Source organism: uncultured Cellulomonas sp. (assembly GCF_947494015.1).
GTDB lineage: Bacteria > Actinomycetota > Actinomycetes > Actinomycetales > Cellulomonadaceae > Pengzhenrongella.
Genome location: NZ_CANLTL010000010.1, coordinates 83,460 through 109,751, shown reverse-complemented (window position 1 = coordinate 109,751; position 26,292 = coordinate 83,460). Strand labels below are relative to the sequence as shown.

General features: G+C 73.5%; 23 protein-coding genes and 1 tRNA gene. 11 read left to right on the top strand and 13 right to left on the bottom strand.

Translation table 11 applies throughout. From position 1 onward, the window contains the following. Positions 1-141 precede the first annotated feature (141 nt). From Q0840_RS12640 to Q0840_RS12625, 4 genes are read left to right on the top strand one after another with little or no spacing between them, the layout of a single operon-like run. On the top strand, positions 142-1,569 hold the full coding sequence (locus Q0840_RS12640; RefSeq protein ID WP_298459903.1) for a branched-chain amino acid ABC transporter permease: 1,428 nt from the start codon (positions 142-144) through the stop codon (positions 1,567-1,569). Between the two features lie 13 nt (positions 1,570-1,582). Continuing rightward, a complete protein-coding gene (locus Q0840_RS12635; RefSeq protein ID WP_298459902.1) occupies positions 1,583-2,569 on the top strand; it encodes a branched-chain amino acid ABC transporter permease in 987 nt (328 codons plus the stop codon). After that, positions 2,559-3,548, top strand: a complete 990-nt coding sequence (locus Q0840_RS12630; protein ID WP_298459900.1) for an ABC transporter ATP-binding protein — start codon at positions 2,559-2,561, stop codon at positions 3,546-3,548. Before Q0840_RS12635 ends, Q0840_RS12630 begins: the two co-directional genes overlap by 11 nt. Further along, positions 3,545-4,336, top strand: a complete 792-nt coding sequence (locus Q0840_RS12625; RefSeq protein WP_298459899.1) for an ABC transporter ATP-binding protein — start codon at positions 3,545-3,547, stop codon at positions 4,334-4,336. Before Q0840_RS12630 ends, Q0840_RS12625 begins: the two co-directional genes overlap by 4 nt. Positions 4,337-4,490: 154 nt before the next feature. Here Q0840_RS12625 and Q0840_RS12620 read toward each other — a convergent pair whose 3' ends face one another. From Q0840_RS12620 to Q0840_RS12600, 5 genes are all read right to left on the bottom strand, one after another. Continuing rightward, complete coding sequence (locus tag Q0840_RS12620) at positions 4,491-5,765, bottom strand: ABC transporter substrate-binding protein (RefSeq protein ID WP_298459898.1); 1,275 nt, start codon at positions 5,763-5,765, stop codon at positions 4,491-4,493. A gap of 206 nt (positions 5,766-5,971) precedes the next feature. Then, positions 5,972-6,604 carry an ANTAR domain-containing response regulator gene (locus Q0840_RS12615; RefSeq protein WP_298459956.1) on the bottom strand — a complete coding sequence of 211 codons (633 nt, stop codon included), beginning with the start codon at positions 6,602-6,604 and terminating at the stop codon, positions 5,972-5,974. 218 nt (positions 6,605-6,822) lie between these two features. Next, complete coding sequence (locus tag Q0840_RS12610; RefSeq protein ID WP_298459897.1) at positions 6,823-8,358, bottom strand: alpha/beta hydrolase-fold protein; 1,536 nt, start codon at positions 8,356-8,358, stop codon at positions 6,823-6,825. Positions 8,359-8,809: 451 nt separating this feature from the next. Further along, positions 8,810-8,883, bottom strand: a tRNA-Leu gene (locus Q0840_RS12605). A 79-nt stretch (positions 8,884-8,962) separates the two neighbouring features. Next, the gene (locus Q0840_RS12600) at positions 8,963-9,946 is read right to left on the bottom strand and encodes a LacI family DNA-binding transcriptional regulator (protein WP_298459896.1); all 984 of its coding nucleotides are present in this window, start codon (positions 9,944-9,946) and stop codon (positions 8,963-8,965) included. 224 nt (positions 9,947-10,170) lie between these two features. On the opposite strand from Q0840_RS12600, the gene Q0840_RS12595 reads away from it, so the two are divergent. From Q0840_RS12595 to Q0840_RS12570, 6 genes are all read left to right on the top strand, one after another. Continuing rightward, a complete protein-coding gene (locus tag Q0840_RS12595) occupies positions 10,171-11,229 on the top strand; it encodes a substrate-binding domain-containing protein (RefSeq protein WP_298459895.1) in 1,059 nt (352 codons plus the stop codon). A 147-nt stretch (positions 11,230-11,376) separates the two neighbouring features. After that, entirely contained in the window at positions 11,377-12,393 is a 1,017-nt protein-coding gene (locus tag Q0840_RS12590) for an ABC transporter permease (RefSeq protein WP_298459894.1), read from the top strand. Between the two features lie 113 nt (positions 12,394-12,506). Further along, the gene (locus Q0840_RS12585; protein WP_298459955.1) at positions 12,507-13,244 is read left to right on the top strand and encodes an ATP-binding cassette domain-containing protein; all 738 of its coding nucleotides are present in this window, start codon (positions 12,507-12,509) and stop codon (positions 13,242-13,244) included. Next, on the top strand, positions 13,241-14,149 hold the full coding sequence (locus tag Q0840_RS12580; protein WP_298459892.1) for a PfkB family carbohydrate kinase: 909 nt from the start codon (positions 13,241-13,243) through the stop codon (positions 14,147-14,149). The genes Q0840_RS12585 and Q0840_RS12580 overlap by 4 nt, the downstream gene beginning before the upstream one ends. Then, positions 14,146-14,787: a nucleoside/nucleotide kinase family protein gene (locus Q0840_RS12575; protein WP_298459891.1), complete on the top strand. Its 642-nt coding sequence runs from the start codon at positions 14,146-14,148 to the stop codon at positions 14,785-14,787. The genes Q0840_RS12580 and Q0840_RS12575 overlap by 4 nt, the downstream gene beginning before the upstream one ends. A 59-nt stretch (positions 14,788-14,846) precedes the next feature. Continuing rightward, entirely contained in the window at positions 14,847-15,608 is a 762-nt protein-coding gene (locus tag Q0840_RS12570) for a deoxyribonuclease IV (protein WP_298459890.1), read from the top strand. A 42-nt stretch (positions 15,609-15,650) separates the two neighbouring features. On the opposite strand, the gene Q0840_RS12565 is transcribed toward Q0840_RS12570, so the two are convergent. From Q0840_RS12565 to Q0840_RS12555, 3 genes are all read right to left on the bottom strand, one after another. Next, entirely contained in the window at positions 15,651-16,169 is a 519-nt protein-coding gene (locus tag Q0840_RS12565) for a cyclopropane-fatty-acyl-phospholipid synthase family protein (RefSeq protein WP_298459889.1), read from the bottom strand. A gap of 127 nt (positions 16,170-16,296) precedes the next feature. Further along, entirely contained in the window at positions 16,297-17,976 is a 1,680-nt protein-coding gene (locus Q0840_RS12560; RefSeq protein ID WP_298459888.1) for an MASE4 domain-containing protein, read from the bottom strand. A 93-nt stretch (positions 17,977-18,069) separates the two neighbouring features. After that, positions 18,070-18,600 (bottom strand): DUF421 domain-containing protein, encoded by a 531-nt coding sequence (locus Q0840_RS12555; RefSeq protein ID WP_298459886.1) that lies wholly within the window; start codon positions 18,598-18,600, stop codon positions 18,070-18,072. A 152-nt stretch (positions 18,601-18,752) separates the two neighbouring features. On the opposite strand from Q0840_RS12555, the gene Q0840_RS12550 reads away from it, so the two are divergent. Beyond that, positions 18,753-19,400, top strand: a complete 648-nt coding sequence (locus Q0840_RS12550) for an alpha/beta family hydrolase (protein WP_298459885.1) — start codon at positions 18,753-18,755, stop codon at positions 19,398-19,400. Positions 19,401-19,427: 27 nt separating this feature from the next. Here the strand turns inward: Q0840_RS12550 and Q0840_RS12545 are convergent, their stop codons facing one another. From Q0840_RS12545 to Q0840_RS12525, 5 genes are read right to left on the bottom strand one after another with little or no spacing between them, the layout of a single operon-like run. Continuing rightward, positions 19,428-21,095: an FAD-binding dehydrogenase gene (locus Q0840_RS12545; RefSeq protein WP_298459884.1), complete on the bottom strand. Its 1,668-nt coding sequence runs from the start codon at positions 21,093-21,095 to the stop codon at positions 19,428-19,430. Continuing rightward, positions 21,092-22,378, bottom strand: a complete 1,287-nt coding sequence (locus tag Q0840_RS12540) for a cation:proton antiporter (RefSeq protein ID WP_298459883.1) — start codon at positions 22,376-22,378, stop codon at positions 21,092-21,094. Before Q0840_RS12540 ends, Q0840_RS12545 begins: the two co-directional genes overlap by 4 nt. Positions 22,379-22,436: 58 nt before the next feature. Next, a complete protein-coding gene (locus Q0840_RS12535; RefSeq protein ID WP_298459882.1) occupies positions 22,437-23,141 on the bottom strand; it encodes a hypothetical protein in 705 nt (234 codons plus the stop codon). Beyond that, on the bottom strand, positions 23,138-23,620 hold the full coding sequence (locus tag Q0840_RS12530) for a hypothetical protein (RefSeq protein WP_298459881.1): 483 nt from the start codon (positions 23,618-23,620) through the stop codon (positions 23,138-23,140). The genes Q0840_RS12535 and Q0840_RS12530 overlap by 4 nt, the downstream gene beginning before the upstream one ends. Further along, entirely contained in the window at positions 23,617-26,079 is a 2,463-nt protein-coding gene (locus Q0840_RS12525) for a molybdopterin oxidoreductase family protein (RefSeq protein WP_298459880.1), read from the bottom strand. Before Q0840_RS12525 ends, Q0840_RS12530 begins: the two co-directional genes overlap by 4 nt. Between the last annotated feature and the right edge of the window lie 213 nt (positions 26,080-26,292).

Sequence of the window (26,292 nt, the reverse complement as noted above, 5' to 3'; positions counted from 1 at the left end):
GAGCGCGGCGGGTGACGTAGCCGACACAATCCGCCCCTATCCTCCTCGTACTCGCCGGACGCCGCCTGCGCCCGCCGAGGTCGAACACCTGTCAACCGATCGCTCCCCACGACCGGACGGAGGTCCCCGGTGCGTCCACACGTGACCACGGACCGATCCTCTCGAACGGGCGCAGTGCTGCTCGCGCTGCTGCTCGCCGCACTCGCCACCCTGGGCGCGCTCCCAGGGTCCGCGGCGCCGGCCCGGGCCGCGATCGCCGAGTGCATGGCCGACGCCTCGACCGGGTGCGTCAACGGCACCCTGCGCACCGCGGCCGGCGAGCCCGCCGTCGGTGTCGCCGTCACGGTCGAGGGACCCGCCGGCGAGGTCACCGTGACCTCCGGCCCCGAGGGCCGCTGGTCGGCGCCCGTCGACGAGGCCGGTGACTACACGGTGACGCTCGACGAGTCCACGCTCCCGCCCGGCCAGACGCTGCGCGACCCCGCCGGCAACCCGCGGGTGGTGACCGTGCGGCTCGGCGCGGCGGCGGGTGCGCTGTTCCCGCTCGGGCCGCCCGCCGACGGCGCAGGTGAGGGACCGGACGCGCCGGCACCCGATCCCGGCGACGAGTCGGTCGACACCGGCGGCGCGGGCGGCGAGCCGGGGCTGGACACGTCGGCCACCGGCTCGACCAGCGGCGGCGGGGTGACCTGGGAGCGCGTGGCGCAGCAGGCGCTGGCCGGGATCGTGTTCGGCACCCTGCTGGCGCTGGCCTCCATCGGCCTGTCGCTGATCTTCGGCACGACCGGGTTGAGCAACTTCGCGCACGGCGAGCAGGTCACGCTCGGCGGGATCATGGCCTACCTGGGTGTGCAGACCCTGGGGCTGCCGCTGGTCGTGGCGGGTGCGCTCGCCGTCGTCGTCGCCGGGGCGTCGGGGTGGCTCCAGGACAAGTTCCTGTGGCACCCGCTGCGCTCCCGGCGGGTCGGGATGACCCAGCAGCTCATCGTCACGATCGGCCTCGCCATCGCCCTGCAGTACACGTACCAGTTCTTCTTCGGCGCGAGCTCGCTGCGCATCGTGACCGCCACCCCCGAGTCCATCCGGTTCGGCGGGGTGTTCATCACCCGCACGTCACTCGTCTCGGTGATCATCGCCGCCGTCGTCCTGGCGGGGGTCGCCTACTTCCTGGTGGCCACCCGGACCGGACGGGCGACGCGGGCCGTGTCGGACAACCCGGCGCTCGCCGCGGCGTCCGGCATCTCGGTCGAGCGGATCATCCGGATCGTCTGGACGTTCGGCGCGGCGCTCGCCGGTCTGGGCGGGGTGCTGATGGGGCTGTACCTGAACGCGACCGCCTGGAACATGGGCGGCACGCTGCTGCTGCTCATGTTCGCGGCGGTGACGCTCGGCGGCCTGGGCACCGCGTTCGGCGCGCTCGTCGGGTCGCTGGTGATCGGGCTGCTGGTCGAGATGTCGAACCTCGTCATCCCGTCCGACATGAGGTATGCCGGGGCGCTGGTGGTCCTGATCCTCATCCTTCTGTTCCGTCCACAAGGCATCCTCGGCCGCGCCGAGCGCATCGGATAGCGAGGTCTCACCCATGGACTGGACCCGGATCCTCACCAACGTCGTGGGCGAGCTCGTCGCCCCCACCACGGCCGCGTACGCCCTCGCCGCGATCGGCCTCAACGTTCACTTCGGCCTGACCGGCCTGCTGAACTTCGGCCAGGCGGGATTCATGCTCCTGGGCGCCTACGGCTTCGCGATCTCGACCATCGCGGGCTGGCCGATCTGGGCAGCGCTGCTGGTCGCGATCGCGTGCGCGGTCGTCTTCGGCCTCGTCCTGGGGATCCCCACCCTCAAGCTGCGCGGCGACTACCTCGCGATCGTCACCATCGCGGCCGCCGAGATCGTGCGCATCATCGGGCGCTCGACGGCCCTGACCGACCTCACCGGCGCGTCCTCGGGCCTGCGCGGGAACAGCTACAAGGAGTCGTTCCAGGCGCTGTCGCCGTTCCCGGACGGCAACACCGCCATCGGCCCGCTGGAGTACTCCAACAACTCCTCGAACTCGTGGTGGATCCGGATCGTCGGCTGGGTGCTGGTGGCCCTGGCCTGCCTGCTGGTGTGGCGGCTGAAGAACAGCCCGTGGGGCCGCGTGCTGAAGGGCATCCGTGAGGACGAGGACGCCGTCCGGTCGCTGGGCAAGAACGTGTACGCGTACAAGATGCAGGCGCTCGTGCTCGGTGGGGTGATCGGCGCGGTGGCGGGGATCATCTACGTGCTGCCCCGAGCGGTCCAACCGGACTCCATGGGGCGTCCCATGACGTTCTTCGTGTGGACGATCCTGCTGCTCGGCGGGGCCGCCACCGTGTTCGGCCCGGTGCTCGGGTCGATGATCTTCTGGGGCGCGCTGCTGCTGATCAAGTCGGTCATGCGGTCGACGGTCCCGGCCGAGGTCATGGGGACCCAGCAGATCGAGCAGTTCGGCTGGATCGTCGTGGGCGTCACGCTCATGCTGCTGGTGATCTTCCGACCGCAAGGGATGCTCGGCGACAAGAAGGAGCTGGCGATCAATGCCCACTGACCGCAGCCACCGCCAGCCCGACGAGGCCGGCGCCCCCACGACGCACGGCGCGACGGCCGTGGCGGTCCCCAGCCGCGCGGACGAGCTGCGCGACCGGTTCGCCGGCCTGGACCGCGTCCCGGGCGTCCCCAAGCCCGACCCCATCGTCGTCGCCGACCACGTCACCCGGCACTTCGGTGGCATGACCGCGGTCGACGTCGACCACCTCGAGGTCGAGCGTGGCGCGATCACCGCGCTGATCGGCCCCAACGGGGCCGGCAAGACCACCCTGTTCAACCTGCTCACCGGCTTCGACAAGCCGAGCACCGGCACCTGGACGTTCGAGGGCCGCTCCCTGTCGGGGACCCCGGCGGCGAAGGTGTCGCGGTCCGGGATGGTGCGCACGTTCCAGCTCACCAAGGCGCTGAGCCGGATGACCGTGATCGAGAACATGCGGCTGGGCGCGACCGGGCAGCCCGGCGAGAACCTCGGTGCAGCGCTCATCCCGGGGCTGTGGCGGTCCCGGGAGCGAGAGATCACCGCGCAGGCCGAGGAGCTCCTGGCGCGGTTCAAGCTGGACACCAAGCGCGACGACTTCGCCGGCAGCCTGTCCGGCGGCCAGCGCAAGCTGCTCGAGATGGCCCGGGCGCTGATGAGCAAGCCGACGATGGTCATGCTGGACGAGCCGATGGCCGGGGTGAACCCCGCGCTGACGCAGTCGCTGCTCGGGCACATCCAGTCGCTGCGGGACGAGGGCACCACGGTGCTGTTCGTCGAGCACGACATGCACATGGTCCGGCACATCTCGGACTGGGTGGTGGTCATGGCCGAGGGCCGCATCGTGGCCGAGGGTCCGCCGCAGTCGGTGATGAACGACCAGGCCGTGATCGACGCCTACCTCGGCGCCCACCACGGCACCGACCTCGGCGACGACTCGCTGCTCGACGAGGCGGAGCCCGCGCCCGGCGCGACCGACACCACCCCGGAGGGGACGCGATGACGACCGAGGCGACCGACACCACGCACCGGGGCGCGCCGGCCGGTGAGCCGCTGCTGGCCGCCGTCGACCTCGTCGCGGGCTACCTGCCCGGCGTCGACATCCTGGGCGGGTGCAACCTCGTGGTGCACCCCGGCGAGCTGATCGGGATCATCGGGCCCAACGGCGCCGGCAAGTCCACCCTGCTCAAGGCGCTGTTCGGGCTGGTGAGCGTGCGGTCCGGCTCGGTGGTCCTGGACGGGGAGGACATCACCAACCACCGCGCCGACTCCCTCGTGCGGCGCGGGGTCGGGTTCGTCCCGCAGAACAACAACGTGTTCCCGTCGCTGACCATCGAGGAGAACCTCCAGATGGGGCTGTTCCAGGCCCCCAAGCGCTTCGCCGAGCGGTTCGACTTCATCGTCGACCTGTTCCCGAGCCTCGGGGACCGGCGCAAGCAACGTGCGGGCTCGCTCTCCGGCGGCGAGCGGCAGATGGTGGCCATGGCCCGGGCGCTCATGATGGACCCGTCGGTGCTGCTGCTCGACGAGCCGTCGGCGGGGCTGTCCCCGGTGCGCCAGGACGAGACCTTCATCCGCACCCGCAAGATCAACAAGGCCGGCGTGTCGATCGTCATCGTCGAGCAGAACGCGCGGCGCTGCCTGCAGATCTGCGACCGGGCGTACGTCCTGGACCAGGGGCGCAACGCGTACTCCGGCCCCGGCCGCGAGCTCATGCACGACCCCAAGGTGATCGAGCTCTACCTCGGCACGCTGGCCACGGACGTCGAGGAGGCGGACAAGCGCGGCTGAGCGCGCTGCACCCCACCACGCACGCCCGCACAGGCGCGCGGCCGACGGGCGGGCGGGTGGCTGCGGGCGGCGTGCAGGTCGGCGTGCGAGGGAGCACGCCGAAGGGCCCGGTCGGGATCCGTCCCCGACCGGGCCCTTCGGCGTGACGGCGGGCCTAGAGCTCGCCGGGGACCTCGGACACCCAGGTGTAGGTGTTGTCCGGGCCGTACTGGTAGATGCCGATCAGTGCGGCCGAGGGGTCGTTGTCCTCGTTGAACGGGCCGGCACCGGAGACCGCCGTGTAGTCGATGTCCTCGCCGTCGCGGATCAGCTCGGCGCACTCGGCGAAGCCGGAGCACTCCGTGCCGCCGTCCGCCCCGGAGACCGCGGCCAGGTTCTCCTGGATGGTCGGCCCGTCGGTGCCCTCGCCCCGGACCGCGGCGAGGGCGGACAGGATGACCGCGTCGTACGACTCGGCCGAGTAGGCGAAGTCGGTCAGGTCCGGGTCGACCTCGAGCAGGCGCTCGCGGAACTCGCCGGCGGCGTTGGCGCCGGGCAGCGTGCCCTTGGAGCCCTCGAGCACGCCCGCCTCGAAGTCCGAGCTGTAGTCGGCGAGGTTGCCGTCGACGAAGTAGAGCTTGGAGGTGTCGAACCCGGCCGCGGCCAGGGCCGGCACCAGCAGCTTGGTCTGGTCGAACGAGATCACGACGAGTGCGTCCGGGTTCGTCGCCAGTGCCGCCGTGACCACGGAGGCGATGACGTCGTCGGACGCGGGGTCGAACTCCTGTCCCGGGTTGCCGTAGACGACGGTGCCGCCCGCGGCCTCGTACGCCTCCTTGGCCTGGTCGCGCAGCGTGATGCCGTAGTCGTCGTTGAAGACGAGGAAGCCCACGGTGGCGTGGCCGTCCTGCGCGAGGAGGTTGCCGAGCGCGCGGCCCTGCAGCACGTCCGACGGCGCCGTCCGGAAGTAGTACGGGTCGTACCCGGACAGCTGGGTCGAGGTGTTCGCCGGGGAGATCTGCACGATCTCGGCGCCGGTGATGTCGTCGACGACGTTGAGGGTCACCGACGACGAGGCGGCACCGATGATCACCGACACGTCCTGGCTGATCAGGTCGGTGACCGACTGCGTCGCGACCTCCGCGTTCTCGGCGTCGGAGGAGTCGGCGTGGATGATCTCGACGTCCTGGTCGAGCACGCCGCCGGCCTCGTTGATCTCCTGGACCGCCAGGTCGACGCCGGCGATCTCGGGCGGGCCGAGGAAGGCGAGCGAGCCGGTCACCGGCAGCAGCGAGCCGATGACCAGCGGCTCACCGCTCGCGGTGGTCTCCTCACCCGTGGCCGGGTCGGTGTCCGTGCCGCCGTCGTCGTTGCCGGCGCACGCCGTCAGGACCAGGGCGACCGTGCCCGCGAGGGCCGCGGCGCGCACTGCGTGGGTCGAACGCTTCATTCGGGGTACTCCTCTGCTGAGTACTGCTCGGCTCGGGCCGCGCAGACGGCGGTCCCGGACTGTTGGCGGAAACGTACCCGGTCGATGTGTCCACGATGTGACGCCGACCATCTCACGCCGCGTCGTTGCGGACTTGTGACCAAACGGCGCGAGCCCGGTCCCCCGTCCGGGGGACCGGGCTCGGCCGGTGTGCGAGCGCGACGGTGTCAGCTGCCGCCGCCGACCTGCTCGATGACGGCGTCGGCCACCTCGCGCATGGTCAGGCGACGGTCCATCGAGGTCTTCTGGATCCAGCGGAACGACTCCGGCTCGGACAGGCCCATCTTCGTCATGAGCAGGCCCTTGGCGCGGTCCACCCGCTTGCGGGTCTCGAACCGCTCGGCGAGGTCGGCGACCTCGGACTCCAGGGCGGAGATCTGGGCGTAGCGGGAGATGGCGATCTCCAGCGCGGGCAGCAGGTCCGCCGGGCTGAACGGCTTGACGACGTAGGCCATCGCGCCCGCGTCCCGGGCCCGCTCGACGAGCTCGGTCTGCGAGAAGGCGGTCAGCAGCACGACCGGGGCCAGGTGCGCCTTGCCGATGCGCTCGGCGGCCGAGATCCCGTCCAGGACGGGCATCTTGACGTCCATCACGACCACGTCGGGCCGCAGGTCCGTGGCGAGCTGGACCGCGGTCTCGCCGTCGCCGGCCTCGCCGACGACGTCGAACCCGGCCTCGCGCAGCGTCTCGACGACGTCCATGCGGATGAGGGCCTCGTCCTCGGCGACGACGGCGCGGCGTGCGGGACGCTCGGCCCTGGCCGGGGCGGCGTCGGCCGGCTGGTCGAGCAGGGGCGGCAGGTCGAGCGGCACGGCGGGTGTCGCGCTCTGGTCCGGGTCGCTGGTGGTCACCGGCACACCTTAACGGCGTGCACCGACCCGGCACGTGAAGTCCCACGTCGCGTGTGCCACACCGTGGCCCCCTCCGTCGCCCCGCCGCGGTGGCACCGCGGACGCAGCAGACGCCGGCCGCCGTCGGAGGATCCGACGGGGGCCGGCGCCGCTGCGTCCGCGGTCGGCTACTGCCAGTGCTCGACGTTGACGGTGATCTTCTCGGCGGCCCCCACGAGCTCGGCGGCGTCGGCCTCGCTCACCCGCCCGGCGGTCGCCAGACCCTCGAGCTGGACGACGAACCCGTGCAGCGGCGCGTCGACCATGCTGGTGCGGCCCATCGCCATCAAGCGGGCGGCCTGGTCGAGCTTGACCGTCAGGGACCGGCGCAGCCCCGCGTTGAGGGTCGTGCCCGCGACACCGGCCCGCAGGTCGTCGATCTCACCGAGGACGAAGACCTCGGGCTTCCACAGGTAGTCCCGGGCGAAGATCGTGAAGAGCTGGTTCCACGCGTTGAAGTCGTGCGCGCCGGCGACCACGACGTTCTGGATCATGGCGTCGTCCAGTGCGTCGACGCGCGCCGGATCCGGCAGACCGAAGTCCCACGCCCCGCCGCCGAACATGATGTACGGCACCGCCAGGTTCGGCGTCGTGTCGTCCAGGCGGACACCACCGCTCCAGGGGCCGTAGAAGCCGAAGAGCGTCGGGTCGTGGTTGATGATGTTCTGCGTGACGATGCTGCCGAGCGACAGCCCCGCGAACGCCCGGTCGATCGGGTCCGTCGAGACGTTGTAGCGCGATTCGACGAAGGGCAGGACGATCTCGCGCAGGTTGGGGTACCCGGCCGCGCCGTCCCCGAGGTAGTTGATGTTCGTCGTCACCACGACGGCGGGCTCCGTGAGGCCGTCCTGGAGGAGGTTGTCCATGATGACCGGGACACTGCCGATGTTCATCCAGTCGGACTGGTCCTGCCCACCGCCGTGCTGCATGTAGATGGTCTTGTAGGGCTCGGCCCGGTCGGCGTCGTACCCGGGCGGCAGGTACACGCCCAGGGTGCGGGTGGTGCCGCCGATCTGGAACGGCACGTAGCTCCAGCTGCCATGGGCGCCGTCCGGCCGGGGGTTCTCGATCTGCCGCGCTGCGAGGGGCTCGTAGGCCTGCCGCTGGGGGTCGTACGGCACGTTGACCCTGTTGAACGCCCGTCGGGCGGTGCCGGTCAGGCCGTCCGGGGCGTAGATCGGCGAGTTCGCCGGATCGGTGACCCACAGGGCGGTGTCGCCGTCGACGTAGAACCAGTACTGATTCGCCCCAGCGGCCAGGGGGACGTCGGTGACCCAGTACCCGTCGCCGACCTCGGTCATCTCCACCTCGTACGCACCGCCACCGCGCATGAGCCCGGGCCGGTACTCCCAGGGCGAGTAGACGGTGGGATCGGTGCGATCGGCCCAGTTGCGCAGCATGATGTCGGCGACGAACCGCACGCTGGTCGCGTCCGGGTCGTGCAGGACGAAGTGCCCGGTGTACCCCGTCGGGGAGTCCAGGTCCCGGACCACGGTCGGACCCGGGGTCAGGTCCACCTCGTCGGCCATGGCCACGCCCGGCGACAGGCTCACCACCATCGCGAGCCCCAGCACCACGCTCGCGATGCCCGCCGCGAACCGGTCGCGATGGCCGGCACCGCCGCTGACACCGCCCGCCGACCGTCTGTGCCTCAACCTGCTCATCACGTTCTCCCTTGAACGGCTGATGGGTACCGGGAGGCACCCGCGACGGCACGCTACGGCATTCTTTACGACGTCGTAAAGAGCCAATCGAAAGCCCGGCGTAAATGCCGCGCAAAAGGGCGCGACCGGGCACGTGCGGGGATTCACGCAGGGCACGGAAAAGCCGTTCCGAGCCAATTTCTTCCGGTCGGCGCCGGACGACCGCCGCGACGGCGCCAAGGCTGACCGCCGCGACGGCGCCCACCGCTGTGCGGTGTGACGATGCACTGATCGTTAAGGCGAGAGGCCGGGGAGCGCAAGGGTTGGCCGCCCACGATCATCGGCGGGGCCGGATACGGACGCCGGCTCGACCGTTCCGGCGGGCGCCGCGCGCCCGGAGCGGCGGGGTCGTCGCGGCACCGAAGCTCCTGCTGCGGGTCGTCGCTGCACCGCAGGTCGAGCCGCGGGTGGGTGCCCCGAGTGGGATTCGAACCCACACTGGATCGGGTTTGAGCCGAACGCCTCTGCCGGTTGGGCTATCGGGGCCTGCACCGCGCGGGCGCGGTGCGTGGGCCAGGTTAGCGGGTGCGGCGGCGCACCGAGGCAGGCGCCGTCCGCCGCCCCGTCAGGCGGGCGGGCACCCGCAGGACTCGCGGTGCCGGACCTGCGCCGGGACGCGGACCGCACGCGGCTCGGGCGCCGTGCCGGCGATCCGCTCGAGCAGCAGCTCGACGGCGAGGCGGCCGATGCCGGCCGCGTCCTGGGCGACGGTGGTCAGCCGGGGCGAGAAGACGTCCGCCCACTCGAAGTCGTCGAAGCCGACCAGGGCGACGTCGTCGGGCACGCGGACCCCGCGGTCCCGCAGCAGCCGCATGGTGGCGATCACCATGGTGTTCTGTGCCGCCACGACGGCGGTCGGCGGCTCGGCGAGCCCCAGCAGCGTCCCGACGGCCGCGTACGTCGTGCCGGCGTCGGACCCGCCGGGCACGACGAGCTCCGGCCGATCGGCCAGACCCGCCCGACGCAGTCCCAGCCGGTAGCCCTCCAGGCGCTCGGCGGTGGTCGTCAGCCCGGCCATGCCGCAGACCATCGCGATCCGGCGGTGACCGCGGTCGGCGAGGTGCTGCACGAGCTCGGCCATGGGCTCGGCGTTCTCGGTGCTCACGGAGTCGAACCGCGGGTCCGGCGAGCGGTCCACCAGCACCGTGGGCAGCCCGCTGCGGGCCAGGCGGTCCAGCGCCGGTCCGGCACCGGCCGACGGCGCGAGGAGCAGACCGTCGAGCTGGCGTCCGCGCAGCGCCGCGATCACCCGGCGCTCGGTCTCGGCGTCCTCGTGGGTGTCGGCGAGCAGCAGGGTCAGGCCTGCCTCGCTCGCCGCCTCCTCCATGGCGTGCACCACCTCCCCGAAGTACAGGTTGGTGAGCGCCGAGATGGCGACCCCGATCTGCTGCGACCGCGACCGCACCAGCGAGCGGGCCTGGTGGTTGGGCACGTAGTCGAGGGCGTCCACCGCCTCCAGGACGCGGCGGCGCGTGTCGTCGGCGACCACCCGCGTCGCATTCAGCACGTGCGACACCGTCGTCGCCGACACGCCCGCCGTCCTCGCCACGTCGCTGATCGTGACCACGTCCGACCGTCCCCTCGCGCACCACGGGCTCACCCGGCGGGCAGCCACGACCGCCGCCGCACCCGGGCCGGCGGGGCGAACCGGGCGCGCACAACGATTGCGCAAACGTATGCGCAAACGCTTGCGCGGCGCGAATCCCCGCTGCTTCACTCGGCCGTACCACCAACCGGTGTGATGAGACACAGTGGACGCGAAGGGGCGTACCCATGAGCTCGACCTGGCGCACCAGCACACCCGCCCGTCGGACCATCCGCCGTCGCACGGCCGCGGCCGCGGCGATCGCCGCGCTCGCCCTCGGCGTGAGCGCCTGCGGGGACAGCGGCGACGACGGCGACGACCCGGCCGGCGGCGAGACCTCCGCGGCCGAGGACATCAGCATCGGCCTGATCACCAAGACCGAGACCAATCCCTTCTTCGTCACGATGCGGGAGGTCGCGAGCGAGTACGCCGAGGAGCGTGGGGTCGAGCTCACGGCGCTGGCGGGCGAGTTCGACGGCGACAACGAGGGCCAGGTGCAGGCGATGGAGAATCTCATCGCCCAGGGTGTGGACGGAATCATGGTCACGCCCAACAACTCCACGGGCGTGCTCGGCGCGATCGAGCAGGCCCGTGCTCAGGGCATCGTCGTCGTGGCACTCGACACGGCCACCGACCCCGAGGACGCCGTCGATGCGACGTTCGCCACCGACAACCTCGAGGCCGGACGTCTGCAGGGCGCGTACGTCCGCGCCGTCCTCGGCGACGCCGAGCCGCGCCTGATCATGCTGGACGGCACGGCCGGCGGGACGGTGGACACCTTCCGCCACGACGGCTTCCTCGAGGGCTTCGGCATCGAGGAGGGCGACCCCGCGATCGTCGGCATGGAGAACACGCAGGGGGACCAGAACACCGCCCAGACGGCGATGGAGAACCTGCTGCAGCGCAGCCCGGACGTCAACGCGGTCTACACGATCAACGAGCCCGCGGCGCGCGGCGCCTACGCGGCGATCGACGCGGCCGGACTGACCGACCAGATCACGATCGGCTCGATCGACGGCGGCTGCCAGGGCGTCCAGGACGTCGCCGACGGCCGCTACGCGGCCACGGTCATGCAGTTCCCCGCCGAGATGGTCCGTCAGGGCATGGACGCGATCATCGAGGCCGCCGAGGGAGGCGACGCCCCGTCGGGCTTCGTGGACACCGGCAGCGTGGTCATCACCGACGAGCCGGTGGAGGGCATCGAGTCGCAGGACACCGCCTGGGGCCTGGAGAACTGCTGGGGCTGACGCCGGCGACCCGGGCGCGCCCCGCCCGCGTCCAGCAAGCCCCACCGGGCGGCGGACGGTCCCCTGGCCGTGCGCCGTCCGGTGGCTCCCCGATCCCGCCGCGTCCCGCCGTGTCCCGCCGTGTCCCGTGTCCCGAGGAGGACCGCGATGACCACCACCGCCACCGACCCGCCCACCACCCCACCGGCGCCCGCCGACTCCGCGCGACGTGAGGCGCTGGGCCGCGCCCTGCGGACGCCGGTGCTCGGACCGCTCGCCGCGCTCGTCGTCGCGGTCGTGATCTTCTCGGTCACGACCGACACCTTCGCCACGGCGGGGAACGCCTCGCTCGTGCTGCAGCAGTCCATCGTGATCGGCACGCTGGCGCTGGGGCAGACGCTGATCATCCTCACCGCGGGCATCGACCTGGCCAACGGCGCCATCGCCGTGCTGGGCACCCTGGTGATGGCCAAGCACGTCGTGGGCGGGGGCGACCCGCTGACCGCCCTGCTGCTGGGCGTGGTCGCGACGGTCGTCCTCGGCACGGTCAGCGGTGTGCTCGTGACCCGGCTCGGCCTGCCACCGTTCATCGTCACGCTGGGCATGCTGACCGTGACGTTCGCCCTGGCGCGGCTGTACGCCGAGTCGCGCAGCTACCCCGTGGGTGACCAGCTGCTGCGGTTCTGGGGCCAGGGCACGACCGTCGCGGGCGTCCGGCTCACGTGGGGGACGTTCCTGCTGATCGGCATCTTCGCCGTCTTCTGGTACGCGCTGAGCCGCACCGCGTGGGGCCGGCACGTGTACGCCGTCGGCAACGCCCCGGAGGCGGCGCGCCTGACCGGGATCAAGACGCGCCGCACCATCCTGTCGGTGTACGTCGCCGCCGGGGCGCTGTACGGCCTGGCCGCCTGGCAGGCCCTGGGACGCATCCCCAACGCCGACCCCAACGCGTACCAGACGGCGAACCTGGACAGCATCACGGCGGTCGTCATCGGCGGCACGAGCCTGTTCGGAGGCCGCGGCAGCGTCGTGGGCACGTTGATCGGCACGCTCATCGTCGGTGTGCTGCGCTCCGGGCTGACCCAGGCCGGGATCGACAACCTCTACCAGGACGTCGCGACCGGGATCCTGGTGATCGTCGCGGTCTCCCTGGACCAGGCGTCACGCCGGAGGGCGGCACGATGAGCGAGCGGGAGCGGGGCCGCAGGCAGTCCACAGCCGCACCGGGACCGTCCGGCGGTCCGACACCGGTGCTCGAGGCGCGCGGGCTGTCGAAGTCGTACGGCCACGTCGAGGCGATGGTCGACGCCGACTTCGACCTGCTGCCCGGGGAGGTGCTCGCCGTCGTCGGCGACAACGGCGCGGGCAAGTCGACGCTGATCAAGGCGCTGTCCGGCGCCGTCGCACCCGACCGCGGCGAGATCCGGCTCGACGGCGAGCGGGTGAGCTTCCGCTCCCCCATCGAGGCGCGCGCCCGGGGCATCGAGACCGTCTACCAGGACCTCGCGGTCGCCCCGGCGCTGGACATCGCCTCCAACCTGTTCCTCGGGCGGGAGATCCGGCGCTCGGGCGTGCTGGGCTCGGTGTTCCGGATGGTCGACGCCGCCGCGATGCGCGCGGAGGCACAGCACCAGCTCGACGCCCTCGGCGTCCGGATCCCCGACGTGCGGCAGCCGGTGGAGAGCCTGTCCGGCGGCCAGCGGCAGAGCGTCGCGGTGGCCCGCGCCGCGGCGTTCGGAACCCGCCTGGTGATCATGGACGAGCCGACGGCCGCGCTCGGCGTACGCGAGTCCGGCATGGTGCTGGACCTCATCCGCCGGATCAGCGCCCGCGGCCTGCCGGTCGTGCTCATCTCGCACAACATGCCCCAGGTGTTCGACATCGCCGACCGCATCCACGTGCACCGGCTGGGCCGCCGCGCCGCCGTCCTGAACCCGCGCGACCACACGATGAACGACGTCGTGGCGGTGATGACCGGGGCCGCGGACCCCGAGTCGCTCGGTGGCGGGACACCCGCGGCGCGGGAGCCGCGGTGACCGCGACCCACGCCGGTGCCCCGCCCCGGGGACTGTTCGTCGGGCTCGCCACGGTCGACGTCGTGCAGCGGGTGGAGCGTCCGCCCGGCCCGGACGAGAAGGTCGTCAGCAGCCGGGCCGACGTCGCCGCGGGCGGGCCGGCGACGAACGCCGCGGTCACGTTCGCGGCGCTGGGCGGGCGGGCGACGCTGCTCACGGTGGTCGGCGGGGGCCCGCTGGCGGCTGTCGTCCACGGGGACCTGGCCGAGCACGGCGTCGTGCTGCGGGACGTCGGGGACGCCGCGCAGCACCGCCCGGCCCTGTCGTCCGCGACGGTCGTGGACCGCACCGGCGAGCGGTCCGTCGTGTCCCGGAACGCCGCCGGCGTCGCGGTCGACCCGCCGTCCGACCTGGCACGCATGGTCGCCGACGCCGACGTCGTGCTGCTCGACGGCCACCACCCCCGGCTTGCGACCGCCGCCGCGGCCGCCGCGCGCGACCGCGGGATCCCGGTCGTGCTGGACGCCGGCAGCTGGAAGCCGGTGCTCACCGATCTGCTGCCGGTCACCACGGCCGCCGTGTGCTCGGCGGCGTTCCGGCTGCCCGACGGCGCCGCGCCGGGGGCCGCGCTGCTGGCCGCAGGCCCGGACCTGGTCGCGGTGTCCGCCGGTGGACGGCCGCTGCGCTGGTGGCGGAAGGGGGCCAGCGGCGAGGTGCCCGTGCCGTCCGTGCGGACCCGTGACACCCTCGGCGCCGGGGACGTGCTGCACGGTGCGTACGCCTTCGCGGTCGCCGCCGGTCATGACGTGGCGGCGGCGCTCGGACCGGCGGTCGCCGTGGCGTCCCTCAAGGTCGGCCACGTCGGCCCCCGGTCGTGGCTGTCCGACCCGCTGCTGCCCACCCTCGTCCCGGAAGGGTCCCGATGAACCAGGACGGTGCCGTGCCCGACGGCGATGAGCTCGACCCGGCGCTGCTGGACCGCGCCCGGTCGCTCGCGCGCAGCGGACGTCGACGGCTGCTCGGGATCACCGGTCCGCCGGGCGCCGGCAAGTCCACCCTGGCCCAGGCGCTCGTGGCGGCGCTGGGTGACGACGCCCGCCTGGTCGGCATGGACGGCTTCCACCTCGCCGAGGCCGAGCTGCACCGGCTCGGCCGGCACGGACGCAAGGGGGCGCCGGACACGTTCGACGCCGGCGGGTACGCCGCGCTGCTGCGACGCCTGCGGGCCGCGGACGAGCCGGTCGTCTACGCCCCGTCGTTCGACCGGTCCCTGGAGGAGTCCATCGCCGGTGCGGTCCCCGTGCCCCGGTCGGTCCCGCTCGTCGTCACCGAGGGCAACTACCTGCTCGTGGACGACGGCGCCTGGGCCGCGGTGCGCCCGCTGCTGGACGAGTGCTGGTATGTCGACCCCGACGAGACCGTCCGGATCGAGCGCCTGGTCGCCCGGCACGAGCTGTTCGGCCGCAGTCCTCAGGCCGCGAGGGACCGGTCGCTGGGCTCGGACCAGCGCAACGCCGAGGTGGTCGCCGCGACCCGCGCGCGCGCCGACCTCCTCGTGCGCTGACGGCATCGCTCGCGGGGGCCCGATACCCTGGCGCGGGTCCGACCGAGAGGGAGTGGAACGTGGTGCTGATCGGCGCCCATGTGCGCGGCGACGACCCGGTGGCGGCTGCCGGCGCGGTCCGTGCGCAGTCGGTCCAGCTGTTCCTGGCCGACCCGCAGGGCTGGAAGAAGCCGGTGCCCCGCGACGACGCCGACGCACTCCTGAACTCGGGCCTGGGGATCTACGCGCACGCGCCGTACCTGGTCAACGTGGCGTCGACCAACAACCGGATCCGCATCCCCAGCCGGAACATGATCGCCCAGCACTCGGCCGCCGCGGCCTCGCTCGGTGCGCGGGGGCTGGTGGTGCACGGCGGCCACGTCGGGGACGGCGACGAGATCGCCGTCGGCATCGACAACTGGCGCAAGACCTTCGCCCGCGCCGAGTTCGGTGTCCGGATCCTGGTGGAGAACACCGCCGGCGGGGAGAACGCGTGTGCGCGGACCCTGGAACGGATCGCGCTGCTGTGGGACGCGATCGGCGGGTACGACGTCGGCGTGTGCCTCGACACCTGCCACGCGTGGGCGGCCGGTGAGGACCTGGAGACGGTGGTGGACCGGCTGCGGGCCATCACCGGCCGGATCGACCTCGTGCACGCCAACTCCTCCCGGGACCCGCACGGCTCAGGCCGTGACCGGCACGCGAGCTTCGCGACCGGCGAGATCCCGCCAGAGCTCATCGCGCACGTCGTCCGGGAGGCCGGCTGCGACGTCATCGTCGAGACGCCCGCCGAGGGGCAGGAGCAGGACATCGCCGTCCTGCGCGAGGCACTGGCGACCTGACCGGCCGCGGGGCGTCACGGCCGGGCGGGCCCCGGGTGGGCGTCACGGCCGGGCGGGCCCCGGCCGACCGGTGACGCACACGACGCCGTCGACCACCTCGGTGACGACCGTGAACCCGGCCGACGCCAGCGCCCCGGCGGCCCGGGCGGCTGCCAGCCGGTCCGCGGCACCGTCGGGCGGGTCGGCGAACAGGTGCACGACGCCGTCGTCGGCGACGAGGTCACGCAGCCGGGCGACCTCGGCGTGCGCCGGGTCGGTCCAGAACACGTTCACGTCGATCGCGAAGACCTGGTCGAAGGTGCGGCCGTCGCCGTGGAAGCCGGCGAGGTCGCGGTGCTGGAGGTCGGCCCGCCCCACCTCGAGGTAGCTGGCCAGTCGCTTCTCGGCCCGGGCGATCGCCGTGGCCGACCGGTCGAGACCGGTGATGTGGCCGTCGGTGAGCTCCCGGCAGATCAGGGCCATGGCGACGCCGGGGCCGGGCCCGACCTCGAGCAGCCGGGCGTCCGGCGCGGGCGCGAGCCGGTCGACGGCGACCCGGATCCGTCGCGGCACCGGGGTCACCACAGGACCACCTCCCACCTCGTCACCGCGCTCGCGCCCCCCTCACGGTCGCCACCCGGCTGCCTGCCGGCATCTCGAGCGTGGCATGGTCCGGCGTCGCCGGCGGCCCGGCGCGTCGCCGGGTCGGTCAGCCCGGCGAGCCGCCGGCACCGTCCGGCATGCCGGGCACGACCGCGAGGACGTACGCCGTCGTCGGTGCGTCGGCTGCCTCCGCGCGGACCTGGTGCACCCCGCGGTGGCCCTGCGTCGGGACGGTGGGCGCACCGGGCAGCGTCACGAGGAAGCTGGCGCTGGCCACGTCGTACCGGGCGTCACCGCCGTGCGCACGGGCCAGGTCGCGGACGATCGACAGCCCCAGCCCGGTGCCGCTGACGCCGACGGTGTCGGCGCGGGAGAACCGCTCGAACAGGTGCGGCACGAAGTGCGCGGGCACGCCGTCACCGGAGTCGGTGACCCGGAGCTCGACGAGGCCGTCCACGACCGGGCCGGCGGACACGAGCACCGGAGCCCGGCCGTACTTCTGCGCGTTGCGCAGCAGGTTCGCCAGGATCTGCTGCACCCGCAGCGGGTCCGCGACCAGGACCGGCGCGTCGACCCGAGGGGGCTGCACCCGCACGTCGAGCTCCGGGATGCTGGCTGCTGCCTCCCGCAGCTGCGCGTGCGCGTCGAGCGGGACCGGCGCCACGGTCAGCGTGCCGTGGTCACCGGCGGCCACGGTCAGCAGGTCCTCGGTGAGCAGGGTGAGCCGCCGGGTGAGGACGCCGCACCGGCCCAGCATCCGGTCGACCTCGCCCGGGGGCAGCGCCGAGCCCATCTCGTCGATGATCTCCAGGTATCCGTGGATGCCGGCGAGCGGGCCGCGCAGCTCGTGGGACACGACGGCGGTGAGCCGGTCACGCAGGGCGTTCGCCTCGCGCAGGTCCCGGTTGTTGGCGTCGAGGCGCACGGCGTGGTCGCGGACCCTGCCGTACAGGACGGTGAGCTCGCGGAGCATCGAGGCGAGCACGACGAGTGCTGCGGTCAGCGCGAGCGCACGCGCCCCGTACCAGCCGACCGTGAACCGCTCACGCGCCAGGAGCGTCAGCAGCACGTCCCCGCAGCAGGCTGTGACGGCGACGAGCGCCCACGCCTCGAGCCCACCGGTGCGCCGACGGCGCAGGACGCCGACGAGGCCGACTCCCAGCGCGACGAGGTCGACGGCTGCGATCCAGGGGCCGAAGCGCGTGGTCAGCGGTCGGTAGTCGCCGTCCACCATGACCACCGGCATGCGGTCGGCCCCCACGGTCACCAGGGCGACGACCGCGGCGACGCCCACGACGACCACGCCCGCGGACACGACCGCGCGCCGGGTGCGTCCGGTGGCGTGCGCCAGTGCCCGGTGGACCGATCGGGGCCACGGCGCCAGGGCCGCGCCGATGAGGACGGGCATGCCCACGTGCCAGGCCGTCCACAGCCACGGGGCGCTGCTGGGGGTCGCGCCGAGCAGCCCGTTCGGCGCGATCAGCCCCGGGAAGACCAGCGCGTGCGGGACGACGACCGCGGCCGACCACACGTACGCCCAGGACAGCGCGAGCAGGCGCGGGCTGCCTCCGGCGCGGTACTGGGTCACGAGCAGCACCGCGGTCAGCACGTCGCACAACCACACCACCGCGAGGAAGGCGGGCAGGAAGGCAGGTATCGGGCCCAAGGCGACCGGGGAGACAGCGAGCAGGGCCAGCGTGACCACGGGGACCGCGGCGGCGACCACCACGGCTGCCCGACCGGCCCGGACGACGGGAAGGGCGGGAGGCGCGGCGGGGGCTGTCACGGGCATCCCATCGGCACCGCACCGCCCGCGATGAGGCGGACGACCGCAGCTCCCCCGGGCGCGGCCGCGCGTGCGGTCGGAGGGGGGCGAGCGTCACCGGCTGCCGGCGCGGGCGGCGGCGACGTCGGCGACCAGCCACGCGTCCACCTCGCCGCGCCGCAGGACGCTGACCGCGCCGTTGCGCTCGAGCACGACCATGCCGACGTCGTCCAGCCGCCGGACGCCGGCCAGCCGCAGGCGCTGGCGCAGCTCGTCCTCGGAGACGTGCGCGCGGCGCAGCGCCGACGTGTCGATCCGGCCCTGGTCGACCAGCAGGACCGGGGACCGGTTGACCCAGCGGTCGAACCGCCGGTTCTGCCGCAGGACGCCCAGGCTGCCCTGCATGACGAAGAACGTCACGAGGGCGACCACGCCGATCAGCAGCGTCGGCGACTCGAGCAGGACGGTGCGGCCGAGGATCGCCCCCAGGGCCACCACGCAGCCCACATCGAACCCGGACATGGCCGCCAGGCTCCGCTGCCCGACGACCCGGATGAGCACCACCAGCGCCAGGTAGATGCCCACGGTGGTCAGCACCACCCGCGCCACCTCGTCCCACGACGCACCGAGCTGTGCGATCACCATGCCTCCGACCCTCGTCGCGCCCCGCCCGCCGGTGCGCACGTCATGGTGCCCCGCCCCGGCCGTGCCCCGCACCGCGCGCGTGGCGTCGGTGTGGGCGTCGGTCGGCGCCGGTCCGCCCCGGGCGTCCGCGGCGTGTCGGTACGGTGGCGGGCATGGGGACGTCGGTGGCCCGGGTCGTGCGGGTGCCCACGCGGCACGGCGACGCCGTCGTCCACCTGCACGAGGCGGCGCAGCCGCGCGCGGTGCTCGCGCTCGGGCACGGCGCAGGCGGCGGTGTCGAGGCGCCCGATCTGGTGGCGGTGACCGCCCGGGCCGTCGACGACGGCGTCACCCTCGCCCTGGTCGAGCAGCCGTACCGGGTCGCCGGGCGCCGCGCGCCGCCGCGGGCGCCGACGCTGGACGCCGCCTGGACGGACGTGGTGGCGCACCTGCGTCGTGACCCGGCTGCCGTGGACCTGCCGCTGGTCGTGGGCGGCCGCTCGTCCGGGGCCCGCGTCGCCTGCCGGACGGCGGCGGCGACCGCGGCGGTCGGGGTGGTGTGCCTGGCGTTCCCGGTCCGGCCCCCGACCCGTCCCGGCGGCACCGAGCGGCCGAGCCGCCTGCCCGAGCTCGATGCGGTGGACGTGCCGGTGCTCGTCGTGCAGGGGGCGCGGGACCCGTTCGGGATGCCGCCGCCCGGACCGCGCCGCACCGTGGTCACCGTGGCCGGGGACCACGCGCTGCGCGGCGACCTGCCGGCGGTCTCCCGGGCGGTGGGTGACTGGCTGGCCGTCCTGCTCGGCCGGTGGGCCGCGCGTTGACGAGCGGCTGGTCGGGCCACCAGCCGGTCAGCCCGCAACCGCAGCCGCCCGGCCCGCGACCCGGCCGCTGAACAGGCAGCCGCCGAGGAAGGTGCCCTCCAGCGATCGGTACCCGTGCATGCCGCCACCGCCGAACCCGGCGACCTCCCCGGCCGCGTACAGCCCCGGCACCGGGACGCCGTCGGTGCCCAGCACGCGGCCGGACAGGTCGGTCTGCAGGCCCCCCAGCGTCTTGCGGGTGAGGATGCGCAGCCGGACGGCGATCAGCGGTCCGGCCGCGGGGTCGAGCAGCCGGTGCGGCGCGGCCGTCCGGATGAGACGGTCCCCGAGGTAGCGACGAGCGTTGTGGATCGTCATCACCTGGGCGTCCTTGCTGAACGGGTGCGCGATCTCGCGGTCGCGGGCGACCACCACCCGCTCGAGCTCGGCGGCGTCGACCAGCCGGTCCCCGGTCAGCGCGTTCATCCCGACGACGAGCTCGCGGAGCGTGCCCGCCACCACGAAGTCCTCCCCGCGGTCGAAGAAGGCCTGGACCGGCGGCGTCGGTCCGGGCCGCACCCGGTCGAGCACCTGACGCACGCTGCGACCGGTGAGATCCGGGTTCTGCTCCGAGCCGGACAGCGCGATCTCCTTCTCCGCGATCGCGGACGTCATCACGAACCACGACCAGTCGTGCCCCGTCGCGGTGATCGCCTCCAGCGCGCCCAGCGTGTCCGCCCCCGGGAAGTGCGGCGCGGGCAGACGACGCCCCCGCGCGTCCAGCCACAGCGACGACGGGCCGGGCAGGATCCGGATGCCGTGCCGGTCCCACACCGGCGCCCAGTTCGCCACGCCCTCGGTGTAGTGCCACATCCGGTCGCTGTTGACCACCCGCCCGCCCGCGCGCTCGGTGATCGCGAGCATCCGGCCGTCGACGTGGGCCGGGACACCCGTGAGCAGCCGCTGCGGCGGCGGGCCGAGCCGGGCCGGCCAGGCCGCGCGGACCAGGTCGTGATCGGCGCCGATGCCGCCGGCGGCCACCACGACCGCGCCGGCCCGCAGGGTGAACTCCCGCACGGCCTCCCGTGAGCTCGCGGTCCCGCGCGGGACCGCGCTCGGCTCCAGGACGACGCCGCGCACGCCGTCGACCCGACCGTCGGTGGACGTCAGCGCGTCCACCCGGTGGCGGAACGCGACCCGCACCCGGCCCGACGCGACCGCGTCGCGCACCCGGCGCACGAACGGCTCGAGCAGGCCCGGTCCGGTGCCCCACGTCAGGTGGAACCGGGGCACCGAGTTGCCGTGACCGTGGGCGAGGCCACCGCCACGCTCGGCCCACCCGACGACCGGGAAGAACCGCACCCCGAGCCCCCGCAGCCACGCGCGCTTCTCGCCGGCCGCGAACTCGACGTACGCCCGCGCCCACCGCTGCCCCCAGTGGTCGGCGCCGGCCGGGTCCGCGACGTCGCGGTCGAACCCGGCCGCCCCCTGCCAGTCCTGCCAGGCCAGGTCGAACGAGTCGCGCACGCGCAGGCGCCGCTGCTCGGGCGAGTCGACGAGGAACAACCCGCCGAACGACCAGTACGCCTGCCCACCCAGCGCCTGCGCCGGCTCCTGGTCCACGAGCACCACGGTGCGTCCGGCGCGGGCCAGCTCGACCGTCGCGACCAGTCCGGCCAGCCCGGCCCCGACCACCACGACGTCGGCGTCGGTCACCGCCCGCTCCGGTCGGGGCTCGCGCTGTCGCTGCCGGGGCTGTCGCTGCTCGGGCTGTCGCTGCTGCCGTTTCCCACACCCGCCCGGCCCGCACGCACGTAGGCCAACCGCCCCGGGGTCGCGCTCACCCCGAACGCCACCACGCTCGCCGCGACGGCGAGCGTCCCGCCGGCGAACAGCCGCGGGTCGTGCACGCCCTCGTGCATGCTGTAGGCGACGTAGAAGATCGCGCTGACACCCACCGGGCCGAACCAGCCGACGAACGCCGCGTCGCGACGGTCCAGGCCCAGCGGTCGTCGCAGCGCCAGCACGACCGGCAGCCGCCGCACCAGCAGCACGCCGAGGACGAACACGACCGCGGGCCACCCGAGCGCGGCCCACTCCCGCCAGGGCAGGACCGCGCCCAGCAGCACGAACAGCGGGATCACGGCGTACCGGTTGACCGCCTCGTCCACCTGGTCCTGGGCGCCCCGGTCACCGGTGCCGACGCCGCGGTTGTAGGCGAGTCCCGCCACGAACGCCGCAAGGACCCCGTCGGCCTGCGCCACCCGCGCCAGGCCGAGCGCGGCGATCGCGAGCAGCAGCGTGAGCACGAGCCGTGGCCCCGATGCCAGGTCGTCCTGCTTCGTGGTCCAGCGCAGCCCGATCCCGGTCAGCACTCCGAGCACCACGCCGATCGCCGTCGCCGCGGCCACCTCCCACAGGAGCCTGCCGGCCACCTCCAGCGGACCGGCCGAGGGGAGCGCGACGGCCAGCGCGACGCCGACGAGCGGGAGGGCGAGCCCGTCGTTCGCGCCGCTCTCGCCCGTGAGCATCCGTCGCAGCCGGGCGGGCAGGTCGCGCTCGGCGGGGTCGCCGGTCACCACGGACGCCGCGAGCACCGGATCGGTGGGGCACAGGCAGGCGCCGAGGACGGCGGCCAGGGTGACCGGCACGCCCAGCAGCAGGGCTGCCGCGCCCGACAGGACCGCCATCAGCGGCATCACCACGGCGAGCAGCAGCACGACCGGGCCGACGACGCGGCGCAGGTCCGTCAGCGGGTAGCGCAGCGCGGCCGCCATCACCGACCACGCCAGCAGCAACCGGGACCCCTCGAGCAGCAGCCCGTCGCGGGTCGCGTCGTCCAGCTCGACCAGTCGCAGCGCGACGGGGCCCACCAGGACGCCGAGCAGCATGCCGATCAGCGGTTCGCTCAACGGCAGCTCGCGCAGCTTGCGGCTGGTGAGCGCGAGCACGACCGTCACGACGCCGATCAGTGCGTACAGGGCGTGCAGGTGCTCCATCGACGTACTCCTCCTCCTGTCGGTCTGGCGCCCGGCGTGGACGGGCGCGGCGGTGGACCTACAGCTGCTTGCGCACGCCGGGCTCGTGCGTCACCGCGCGCAGCTCGTCGCTGACGGTGCCGGTCATCACGTCGCTGCCGGCTCCTCGCCGCAGGACCGGCAGCACGGTGCGGTGCTGGGCGTCCTCGAGCTCGAACCCGAGCGCCGCGTACAGGGCGGCTGCGGCCAGCACGAGCCCGGTCACCCCGGCGACCGTGTACCAGGTCGGGTCACCGGTGATCTCGGCGATCCCGGTGAGCGCGAAGCGGCAGGCGCTGAGGCCCATCACGCCCGCCGCGGCGAGCTTCTCCCCCGCGGCCGCCGTCGGGACGAGCATGGCCAGCGCGGCGGCCACGAACAGCACCCCCAGCCCGGCCGACGACGAACCGGGCGGTGAGGTGGACGTGGCCAGGCCCGCCGCCGCCCACGTGCCCGCGAGCACGCCCATGCCGGTGCCGGCGACAGGGTCGCGGGCGAGGAACCCGTACGTCGACGCGATGAGCTGGACGGGGACGGTGAACGCGAGCACGCCGAGCGCGACGACCCGTCCCTGCTCGGGAGCCAGCCAGCCCAGCTGGAGCGCGCTGAAGCCGGTGGTGGCGACCAGCAGGCCGAGGAAGCCCAGCGGCAGCGGGGTGCCGATGGGGCGGACCATGATCCGCGCCACCGCCATGTGGTCGTCGGCGCCGGAACCTCCTGCGGAGCCGCGCGGTGCGGCGCTCAACTGACCAGGATCTGGGTCGCGGTCTCCTTGAGCTTGCCGTTGGCCCAGCGGACCTGGCGGAGCGTCTGCGGGTGGCACCGCTTGGTGACCTCCAGCAGCTCACCCTGCTTGGCTCCTTGCGCGCCCTGGGCGAGCAGCTCCCAGTCGACCGACACGCCCGACGCCTTCATGTACACCGTGCGCAGGTCCCGCAGCAGCAGCAGCTCGGGCGCGCTGTCACGGCCCAGGACGTCGCTGGTCCGCTCCCAGACCTTCTCCATGAGCGCCGGCTCGCCCTGCGGCTCCGGGTCCAGGTCCTCGCCGTAGTCGCGGGCGATCGTCGCGATCTCGGTCACGTGGTGCTGGGACCACGCGGCGATGTCGCGGCCGATGTAGAAGATCTCGTGGTCGACCTTGTGCCGGTCCGCCACGGTGAGCAGCTCGTGAGCCAGGTCGTTCTCCGACCGGTGCAGCTCACGCAGGGCCAGTCCGAGCTTCATCGCAACCCCTCCGGGACGATCGTCAGGTCTTCGTCGGACAGTGCGTCCGGCCCCCCACGGGTCGGCGGGACGCCGCCGGTCACGGGTGCGGAGCCCGTCGTCGTCGGTGCCGGTGCCGGTCCGTCCGCGTCGCGGACCTTGCGGACCGACGCGGCCGCCGTCTTGAAGATCGGCTGCTTGGAGCAGGCATCCCACTCGGTGACGGTCAGCTCGTTCGCCGCCCGGCCGTGGTCGTCCGGCTCGTGCCCGCCCTCGGTGTCCCAGTACCCGTAGTGGAACGGCAGGAACACCACCCCGGGCCGGATGCCGCACACCCGGACCTTCGCCTCGACCGACCCCCGTGCGGTCGCGATCTGCGCGAGGTCGCCCTCGGCGAGACCGAACAGGTCGGCGTCGTGGGACGACATCTCCACCCAGACGTCGGGCGCCGCCGCCTGCAGCTGCGGGGCGCGACCGGTCTTGGTGCGGGTGTGGAAGTGGTAGAGCGTGCGCCCGGTCATGAGCTGCAGCGGGAAGTCCTCGCTGGGGATCTCGTGCGGGGGGATGTACTCGCACGCCTTGATCACGGCCTTGCCGGTCGGGTTGAGCGCCTTGTACTCCACCGGGCTCAGAGGCGCGCCGGTCACGAGGTCCCGTCCGTAGCTCTCGCAGTACTCCGGCTGCGCCCAGAACTTGCCGTCGGCGTAGATCCGCTCGGTGCCGTCGGGGTTCTCCTCGTTGCAGGGCCACTGGATCCCGCTGCCGCCGCGCAGCTTGTCGTAGCTGAGCCCGGTGTAGTCGCACGGGCGCCCGCGGGTGCACTCCTTCCACGCCTCGAACGCCGACTCCGGGTCGTGCCACTTGACCAGCGGGTCGCCGTCCTTGTCCGACAGCCCCATCCGGTGCGCGAAGTCGATGAAGATGTCCAGGTCCGGGCGGGCCTCGCCGGGGGGATCGACCGCCTTCTCGGACAGGTGCACGGTGCGGTCCACGTTGGTGAAGGTCCCGGTCTTCTCGCCCCAGGTGGCCGCCGGCAGCACGACGTCGGCCAGCTGGGCGGTCTCGGACAGGAAGATGTCCTGCACGACGAGGAACAGCCGCTCCTGGGACAGGATCGAGCGGATCCGCCGCAGCTCCGGCAGGGACACCGCCGGGTTGGTCGCCTGGACCCACATCATCCGGATCGAGCCGTCCTCGACGTACCGCATCATCTGCATGGCGTGCGTGGGGGGCGAGTAGTGCGGGATCTGCATCGGGTCCAGGTTCCACACCCGCGCCAGGTCCTGGATGTGGGCGTCGTTCGACCAGTTGCGGAACGCCGCGAGGTCCCCGTCGGCGCCGCACTCGCGGGTGTTCTGCGCCGACGGCTGCCCGTTCATCTGCAGCAGGCCGCAGCCGGGCTTGCCGAGCATCCCGCGGATGATGTGCAGGTTGTTGACCTGCACCGCGGCGGCCGTCGCCTGGTTGGCCTGGTAGAAGCCCTGCAGCACGGAGGAGAGCAGTCGCTCGGCCGTGCCGATCAGCCGCGCCGCCTCGTGCAGCTGCTCCACCGGCACGTCGCAGATGGTCGACACGCGCTCCGGCGGGTAGTCCTGGAGCCGCTCCCGCAGCTCGTCGAAGCCGACCGCGTGCGCCTCGACGTAGGCCTCGTCGTACCAGCCGTTGGCGATCACGAGGTGGAGCAGGCCGTTCATCAGCGCCACGTTCGTCCCCGGGCGGGGCGCGAGGTGGACCGTCGCGGCCCGCGCGACCGGCGTCTCACGGGGGTCGACGCACAGCACCTGCGGCGGGTTCGGTCCGGCCAGCCGGTCCAGCACCCGGGTCCACAGGACCGTCTGGGTCTCCGCCATGTTGTGACCCCAGAGCGCGATCACGTCGGCGTGGTCGACGTCGGTGTAGGAGCCCGGCTGCCCGTCGCAGCCGAAGGACTCCTTGAGCGCCGCCGCAGCCGTGGCGGTGCACAGCCGGGTGTTGCCGTCGACGTGGTTGGTGCCGATGCCGCCGTGGGCGATCAGCCCCATCGTGTAGTACTCCTCGAGGAACAGCTGGCCCGTGGTGTAGAAGCCGATGGCGCTGGGTCCCTGCTCGGCGAGGAGCCGCTGGGCGTTGGCGACCATCAGGCCCATCGCCTCGTCCCACGACGCCTCGACGAGCTCGCCGTCCTTGCGCACGAGCGGCCGCGTCAGCCGGTCCGGCGAGGCGTTCGCCTGCCAGCCGTACAGGTCCTTGGGGCCCAGCCGACCGTGGTTCACCCGGTCCTCGACCCGTCCCCGGACCCCCACCATGCGCCCGTCCTTGACCGCGATGTCCAGACCGTCGCCGTTGGAGTGCAGGATGGTCGCGGACTGCACCCAGCGGTCGACGTCGTCGGCGGTGACACCGTCCTCCAGGTAGGTGTCCACGCGTGCCGGCCACGTCTCCCCCGGGCCGTACGGCGTTCGGGTCCCCCAGGGTTCGGCGATGCGGTCCGTCCTCGACATCTCGGCTCCCGTGCTCTCGGTGCAGGCGTTGTCGTCGACCGAGGCAACTCTTCCTCGCCGTCCCGCGCAACCCGGCACGGCCGCGGACGCAGGACCGCGGACGCAGGACCGGCGCGGCGCCGTGATGCTGTGCGGTTGCGATCCCGGCGCGAAGGTGAAGACTTGGCAAAGTTGCCTGGACAGAACAGGACGTGGCGGCGGTCGGACCGACGG